The following is a 7,625-nucleotide window of genomic DNA, read 5'->3' as shown; positions in this document are numbered from 1 at the left end:
ATATGAAAAAGTTATGAACATTAACGCAGAGAGTAATTCTATAAAGCCTATTTTTGATTGAAATACTTTATGTGATATTGGTAAAGCGCCCTCGAACACCACTAAGGAATACAAACCGAGCACAGTTAACAGAAGGAGCTTACATCCCATCGACACGCCGTAATCAATGGGTTTTACGCTCTGGTTTATAAATAAAAGAATGGGATATTGTAATTTGTTGATTTAAATTATTAATTTAGCCATGTCTAAAAAATTATTTTAATAATACGAACTGTGTTTTTGACACACCATAAACTATGACGTACTCGGAGGAGGATTATATAAAGGCCATATATCATTTATCGAAAGACCTTAAGAGTTTTGCTTCAACAAGTGATATCGCAGCACAATTGGATACTAAAGCATCTTCTGTTACAGATATGATTCAAAAGTTGTCTGATAAAAAGGTCGTTCATTATAAAAAGTATCAGGGTGTTCGCCTGACTGAAAAGGGTGAAATCTATGCCGCTTCAATTGTTAGAAAACATCGGTTGTGGGAGTATTTTTTGGTTGAGAAACTGAACTTTTCATGGGATGAGGTGCATGATGTGGCAGAGGAGTTGGAACATATAAAGAGTGAAAAACTCATTGAGCGTTTAGATGTATTCTTGGGCTTTCCAAAGATGGATCCACATGGAGATCCTATACCAGATCAACACGGTCAGATACCCGATATTAAAAAGATATTGCTCTCAGCTATGAAGGATGAGCAAAGGGGGATCGTTATCGGTGTTAAGGATTCTTCTTCTAAGTTTCTAAGGTATTTAGATAAACTTAATATCGCTTTAGGAACTGAAATTAAGGTGCTCGAAAAGGAGGCGTTTGATAATTCAATGGCCATAGTGATCGATCATAAAACAGTGCATATTTCTGCTATAACAGCGGCAAACATTTATATAAAGACATAATTTAGAAAATTATATGTTTGATTCTATTATCAAATTTTTTGAGGAAATTGATCCTGTAGTTGGAGCTTTATTGGCCACTACCTTTACTTGGCTGGTTACAGCTGCGGGAGCATCTGTTGTTTTCTTGTTTAAGGAAATGAAACGCGCTGCTTTAGATGGGATGTTGGGGTTCACTGGTGGGGTAATGGTAGCGGCAAGTTTTTGGAGCCTCCTAAGTCCTGCTATTGCAATGAGTGATGGTGAAGGTTTTGCTAAAGTCGCTCCTTCTGCTATTGGTTTTGGCCTGGGGGCATTGTTTCTTTTTGGCTTGGATAAAGTCATGCCGCACTTACACATAAACTTTAAACCAAATGAATCCGAAGGGGTACCTACTAAGCTAAATAGAACCTTGCTGTTAACCCTGGCTATAACGCTTCACAACATTCCTGAAGGACTTGCAGTAGGAGTTCTTTTTGGTGGTGTTGCTGCAGGTATACCAGAGGCTTCTATCGCCGGAGCAGTAATACTGGCAATTGGTATCGGTATTCAGAACTTTCCTGAGGGAATTGCTGTTTCCATGCCTTTGCGTAGGCATGGCCTTAGTCGAAAGAAAAGCTTTTTCTACGGACAGCTCTCCGCAATTGTTGAACCTATTGCTGGGGTGGTAGGTGCTTTGGCTGTTACGTTTTTTACACCTATTTTGCCATATGCACTTTCTTTTGCTGCTGGGGCTATGATTTTTGTGGTAGTTGAGGAGGTTATACCTGAGACGCAGCAAGATCGCTACACAGATATTGCTACATTAGGCTTTATGGGAGGCTTTATCGTTATGATGGTCCTAGATGTAGCTTTAGGTTAGTTTAGGTCAGAAGTGTGACTGAGACTAAGCTAGTTTTGGTTAAATTTTTCTAGATTAAGGTATAATAATCAATTTTACCTTCAACATTTCTTTGCCGTTGAAATGCACTAAGCTTTTGGATAGAACCTACTACAATGTGCTTAAACCAGGAATGAGTATTCTTTACAATGATCGGGCTTGATTAATCGAGTAAATCTAGGGTGCGTTCCATAGCGTATAGTTCTGGCCAATTTTGAAGTTTTGCGCGCTTATAAACTTCTAATAAACGATGTTTATAGTCTTCTATAAGTCCGTTGGTAGTACTGTATTTTACAGCCTCATCAAATGAATTAGCCATGCTTTTATAAAAGGCTGGTTGTTTTAATTGGCGATGTTCATTGAATGTTTGTGCAATTTCTATATTAAACCACATCACATCCGAAATATTTGTAGGACTTACCCCAATATCGATAAAATGTTTGATGAATTTTTGTGCCACTGACCTACGCATTCTGGGTTTTCGCCTCTTTACAGGAAAATATTCGTTTGCGATCTTGGCCTTTGCTTGATCCACTAGTTTATCTTCCTGAGGATTAAACGCAAAATCATAGAAAACCTTAACTTCTTTAAATCGCTCGTAGAGATCGATAATTTGAAGTTCAAGTTCTTTCTTTTTGAGCGTGGCTACATACTTTTTTAATTCGCGTTTGGACATATTATTAATGACAACCGTTGCAATCATTTCCTCCACAAGAACTACTCCCTTTCTTACCCAGGATTGCTGCTAGTGCTTTTGGGAATGCATATTTTAATACCAAATATCCAAATGCTAGTAAAACGATTATATAGACTAAAATGGTTTGAATATCCATATGTCAATTATTTTAAAAGTTGATATGCTATTAAAGCAGTAATATAAGCAAAACCAGTCATAAATACTAATTGGTAAATTGGCCATTTCCAACCGTTGGTCTCTCTTTTTACAATTGCTATAGTACTCATACACTGCATGGCGAAGGCATAAAACAGTAATAATGAAATCCCTGTAGCTAGGTTGAAGACAGGTTGTCCAGTTTCTGGATTTATCTCTTGAGCCATGCGGTTTTTGATCGTGTCTTCTTCTTCGCTACCAACACTGTATATTGTTGCAAGAGTACCTACGAATACCTCTCTAGCTGCAAATGAACTAATTAGAGCAATTCCAATTTTCCAGTCATAACCTAGTGGGGTAATCACAGGTTCAATAGCGTGTCCGGCAATTCCGATATATGAATTTCGAAGTTTGTAGGAATTAATATTGGTTGCTAGTTCATCCTCAGTTAAGGTTTGGCTTTCTGGTTGTGCATTTACAATAGACTCCGCATTATGAAAAGTGTCTCTTGGGCCATTAGTTGCTAAAAACCATAGTATTATTGAGATAGCTAATATGATTTTACCCGCTCCAAATACAAAGCTTTTGGTTTTTTCTACAACCGTAATTACTACATTTTTAAGTAGTGGAACTTTATAATTAGGCATCTCCACAACAAAAAAGGATCTGCTTTTTACTCGCAATACTTTATTTAATGCCCATGCGGAAAAAACAGCTGTTAAAAACCCAAGTACATACATGGCCATTAATGTCAGACCTTGGAGGTTCATTCCTAAGAATTCTTCATCTGGGATAACTAAGGCAATAATAATAAGGTATACTGGTAGTCGGGCAGCGCATGTTACAAATGGTGTTACCAAGATGGTAATCAATCTTTCTTTCCAGTTGTCTATGTTTCTAGTAGCCATGACCGCCGGAATAGCACAAGCAGTACCGGAGATAAGTGGTATAACACTTTTTCCAGACAAGCCAAATTTGCGCATAATTTTATCCATCAAAAATACTACCCTACTCATATATCCAGATTCTTCTAGTATCGCAATAAATAAGAATAGAAATGCAATTTGAGGGATGAAAATAACAATACCTCCAAGTCCAGGAATTATCCCTTCTGCAATGAGATCCGTAAGTGTACCAGGTGGAAGAGTATTACTTGCCCATTCACTGAAACTAGCAAATAGACTATCAATATAGTCCATTGGATAGCTGCTCCATTCATAAATGGCTTGAAAGATAAGCAACATGATTAAAAAGAAAACAACATATCCCCAGACTTTATGAGTCAATATTCGGTCGAAGGATGCCCTTAAGCCTTTTGCTGAGGTAGCGTCAATGATATATCCGCCTTGGAGAACTTTATTTATAAACTGATAGCGCTTGACCGTTTCTTGGTGCTGCATTTTTTTAAGTTCAGATTCCGATTTAGTCGAAAATGCTGAAGTATCATCTACTAGTTTACGGTCTAGATTCACAAAATTGACATCCTGGGTAATTACAAGCCACAATTTATATAGATTTTGGTTTGGAAAAGCGTTTTGTAATCCTCCAAAATACTCAGGATCAATTGTGCTTATGTCTATGCACTGTTCTGTGGGAAGTTCTCTGTAATTTGTGATTAATTCTTTTAGCTCATCAATTCCAGTGTTTTTACGGGTACTGATTACAGCTATTTTGGTATGAAGTTCTTTTTCAAGATGCTCTATGTCAAGAGAAATTCCTTTACGTTTCATACGATCCGCCATATTTATTACAAGTATGGCAGGTATTTTTAAATCTTTGATTTGAGTAAAGAGTAGTAGATTTCTTTTAAGGTTTTCTACATCACTAATCACTACCGCTACATCTGGATAATTTTTGTCGTTTTTATTGAGTAATAGCTCAATAACGATATTCTCATCTAAGGAGGTTGCATTTAAACTATAGGTCCCAGGTAAATCAATGATGTGTGCTTTGATACCACGAGATAATTTACACAGCCCTTCTTTTTTCTCTACAGTTATTCCAGGATAGTTACCTACTCGCTGGTTTAAACCTGTTAGGGCATTAAATATAGAAGTCTTACCAGTATTAGGATTCCCTATAAGGGCCACATTAATTTGCTTACTCATAAGGAGTCATTTTCTTTTATCATATCAATTTCAATCTCAAGGGCGGTTGCACGACGGATCGTTAAAAACGAGCCGTTGATATTCAGGTATAAAGGATCTTTAAATGGTGCAATTTGTAGGAGTTCCACCTGGTTGCCAGGTAGACAACCTAGCTCAAGGAGCTTAATTGGAATAACATCGGTGGAAAATCCTTTTATGACGGCGCTTTGGCCCTTTTTCAGATGTGCGATTGTTAATTTCAAAGCCTTATTTAGATTGAATTTAAGTAAGCAAAAATAGTATAAAAAAAAGGTTTAAAGAAATAAAACAAACTTGTTTATACTTAGCGGAAAGTTAAAAAATTCTAAAATCAGCTCTAAAGGCTATGTGAGCAGGTTCTAAGGAGGTTATGATTTGGATTTTTTATAGTGATTTTCAAGGATTTCTATGTCGTGAAGTAACTTTTCCATTTCATCTGGATTGGTTCCGTCATAGAATCCTCTTATTTGTTTATCTTTATCTACTAAAATAAAGTTTTCGGTGTGGATCATATCAAATGGTCCTCCATCACCAGTAGTTTTAACAGCCAAATAGCTTTTTCTTGCTAATTCGTAGATCTGTTTTTTATCTCCAGTGACCATGTTCCATTTGTGATCCAAGACTCCTTTTTCTTCTGAGTACTTTTTTAACTGCTCAACGGTGTCAATTAATGGCGTTACAGTATGGGACAGCAGCATTACATCTGGATTATTTTTGATTTCTTCTTGTAAACGCACCATATTGTCCGTCATCATTGGACATATAGAAACGCAAGTGGTGAAGAAGAAGTCTGCTACATATATTTTGTCTTTGTAATTCTCTTGGGTGATGGTGTCTCCGTTCTGGTTAATCAATTTAAAATCTGCAATTTTATGATCTTTACGGATGTATTGGATACTTTCATCCACGAGCTCGGGTTGAACCATGGAAGGTTCGTAAATAGCTAATTTTTCTTCTGGTTTAAGAGCTTGGTACATCAGGCTTATTATGATCGCGGAAAGAATTAATAGCGTAATAAATAGGCTCTTATATTTACTGAAAAACTGTAGCATATTAGGAAATTTAACTGAGTACAAAAATACAACATTCCGTATACTTTATGGAATTTATGTCTTAAAAGCGTCATAAATTGTCATTGCTAAAGTCTTTTGATTGTGCTAGATAATTTGAAAACGTTACTTTTGTGCGATTTGAAAACGAAACTGTATTTATGAGTGAAATTTTAATAAAGGCGGTCCAGCTAGTTTTAAGCTTGTCTATATTGATTGTTTTACACGAAATGGGACACTTTATCCCAGCCAAAATTTTTAAAACTCGTGTTGAAAAATTCTTCTTGTTTTTTGATGTGAAATTCGCATTACTTAAAACCAAGATAGGTGAAACTGTTTATGGTATTGGCTGGCTTCCACTTGGGGGTTATGTTAAGATATCTGGGATGATTGATGAGAGTATGGACAAGGAACAGATGTCTCAGCCACCTCAACCTTGGGAGTTCAGATCGAAGCCTGCTTGGCAACGTTTAATCATAATGATTGGAGGAGTGACTGTCAATTTATTGTTGGGATTCTTTATCTATGCCATGGTGTTATTTGTTTGGGGTAGTAATGAACTCTCCAATAATGCCTTCCCTAATGGTTTTAACGTAGCTGAAGAATTAGAGCAGTATGGATTTAGAGATGGAGATAAAGTACTTGAAGTTGATGGTGAAACCCCTAGTAATATTTTAGATGTAAGTCGATTATTAGTAGTAAGAGGAGTAGAAGAAGTAAAAGTTCAACATGCTGATAACACCGTAGAGGTATTAAAACTTCCAGATACGTTAGGAACTCATTTATATGTTTCTGGAGCCTTACGACCATTTGAGCCTAGAGTAGATGCAATTTTAGATAGTATATTTCCTGGTGATCCTGCTGATATTGCAGGTCTTCAAAAGAATGATAGGGTGGTATCGGTAAATGGAACAGCCATTACATTTTGGGATGAATTTACTAAAGTGATCAAGTCAAATCAAGGAACTCCGATAGATCTTGTTATAGAACGTAACAATTCCACTGATACACTATCAGTCACCCCAAAGGATCAGAAAATTGGTGTAAGACCGTTGTTTGATTTTTCAAATGTAATTCAAAAGAAAGAATATTCATTAGCTGAGGCTATTCCAGCTGGTATTACTTTTGGATACTGGACTTTGATGGACTATGCAAGTTCAATGAAATTCCTTTTCACTAAAAAGGGTGCTACTGAGGTAGGCGGATTCGGAACTATTGCTAAACTTTTCCCTGATTCTTGGGATTGGCAAGGATTTTGGCTTTCTACGGCTTTTTTATCTATTATTTTGGCCTTTATGAATATACTGCCCATACCAGCATTAGATGGAGGACATGTGATGTTTTTGCTGTATGAAATGATTACTGGAAGGAAGCCAAGTGAAAAATTCTTAGAATATGCACAAATGGTTGGTTTCTTTATATTAATTGCATTACTTTTGTACGCCAATGGAAACGATATATATAAGGCGATTTTCAAATAAAATAAAAATTAATAATTTTTGTTTGGCTTAATGAAAAAAACATATATATTTGCATCCGCAAAAAAGGGATAAATCCTTTCAAAGCCTCCTAAATAAGGGAGCTCACGAAAGTAAAAATATAAAATTCCTCCTTAGCTCAGTTGGTTAGAGCATCTGACTGTTAATCAGAGGGTCCTTGGTTCGAGCCCAAGAGGGGGAGCAAAATTTGAATCCAGTCTACAAAATAGGCTGGATTTTTTGCTTTTATAAGCTTTTGTAATGCAGGTTTAGCTACAATTACTGTATTATACGTATTTCCATTAAAAAGGGATCAATCTCAAAAGTTGGGTCTAAA

Annotated in this window: 8 protein-coding genes and 1 tRNA gene; 4 read left to right on the top strand and 5 right to left on the bottom strand. The window is 36.4% G+C overall.

Annotation, left to right across the window (positions count from 1 at the left end):
- The first annotated feature begins 296 nt into the window (after positions 1-296).
- Entirely contained in the window at positions 297-947 is a 651-nt protein-coding gene (locus tag I215_RS15315) for a metal-dependent transcriptional regulator (protein WP_008992901.1), read from the top strand.
- Positions 948-960: 13 nt separating this feature from the next.
- Positions 961-1,785 carry a ZIP family metal transporter gene (locus I215_RS15310; protein WP_008992900.1) on the top strand — a complete coding sequence of 275 codons (825 nt, stop codon included), beginning with the start codon at positions 961-963 and terminating at the stop codon, positions 1,783-1,785.
- A 181-nt stretch (positions 1,786-1,966) separates the two neighbouring features.
- Here the strand turns inward: I215_RS15310 and I215_RS15305 are convergent, their stop codons facing one another.
- From I215_RS15305 to I215_RS15290, 5 genes are all read right to left on the bottom strand, one after another.
- Positions 1,967-2,479 (bottom strand): DUF6155 family protein, encoded by a 513-nt coding sequence (locus tag I215_RS15305; RefSeq protein WP_008992899.1) that lies wholly within the window; start codon positions 2,477-2,479, stop codon positions 1,967-1,969.
- A gap of 4 nt (positions 2,480-2,483) precedes the next feature.
- Entirely contained in the window at positions 2,484-2,636 is a 153-nt protein-coding gene (locus tag I215_RS16250) for a FeoB-associated Cys-rich membrane protein (protein WP_156800302.1), read from the bottom strand.
- Between the two features lie 7 nt (positions 2,637-2,643).
- Positions 2,644-4,743 (bottom strand): ferrous iron transport protein B, encoded by a 2,100-nt coding sequence (gene feoB / locus I215_RS15300; RefSeq protein WP_008992898.1) that lies wholly within the window; start codon positions 4,741-4,743, stop codon positions 2,644-2,646.
- Positions 4,740-4,985, bottom strand: a complete 246-nt coding sequence (locus I215_RS15295) for a FeoA family protein (RefSeq protein ID WP_008992897.1) — start codon at positions 4,983-4,985, stop codon at positions 4,740-4,742. The genes feoB and I215_RS15295 overlap by 4 nt, the downstream gene beginning before the upstream one ends.
- A 144-nt stretch (positions 4,986-5,129) precedes the next feature.
- Positions 5,130-5,813, bottom strand: coding sequence for an SCO family protein (locus tag I215_RS15290; RefSeq protein ID WP_008992896.1), 684 nt, complete (start codon positions 5,811-5,813; stop codon positions 5,130-5,132).
- Between the two features lie 158 nt (positions 5,814-5,971).
- Here I215_RS15290 and rseP point away from each other — a divergent pair, with 158 nt between their 5' ends.
- Both rseP and I215_RS15280 read left to right on the top strand, forming a co-directional pair.
- Positions 5,972-7,291 carry an RIP metalloprotease RseP gene (gene rseP / locus I215_RS15285; protein WP_008992895.1) on the top strand — a complete coding sequence of 440 codons (1,320 nt, stop codon included), beginning with the start codon at positions 5,972-5,974 and terminating at the stop codon, positions 7,289-7,291.
- A 125-nt stretch (positions 7,292-7,416) separates the two neighbouring features.
- Positions 7,417-7,490 (top strand) — tRNA-Asn (locus I215_RS15280).
- Positions 7,491-7,625 lie beyond the last annotated feature (135 nt).

The sequence above is a fragment of the Galbibacter marinus genome (genome assembly GCF_000300875.1).
Classification (GTDB): domain Bacteria; phylum Bacteroidota; class Bacteroidia; order Flavobacteriales; family Flavobacteriaceae; genus Galbibacter; species Galbibacter marinus.
Note: the sequence above shows the minus strand (reverse complement) of the source record. Positions and strands in the feature narration are given on the sequence as shown.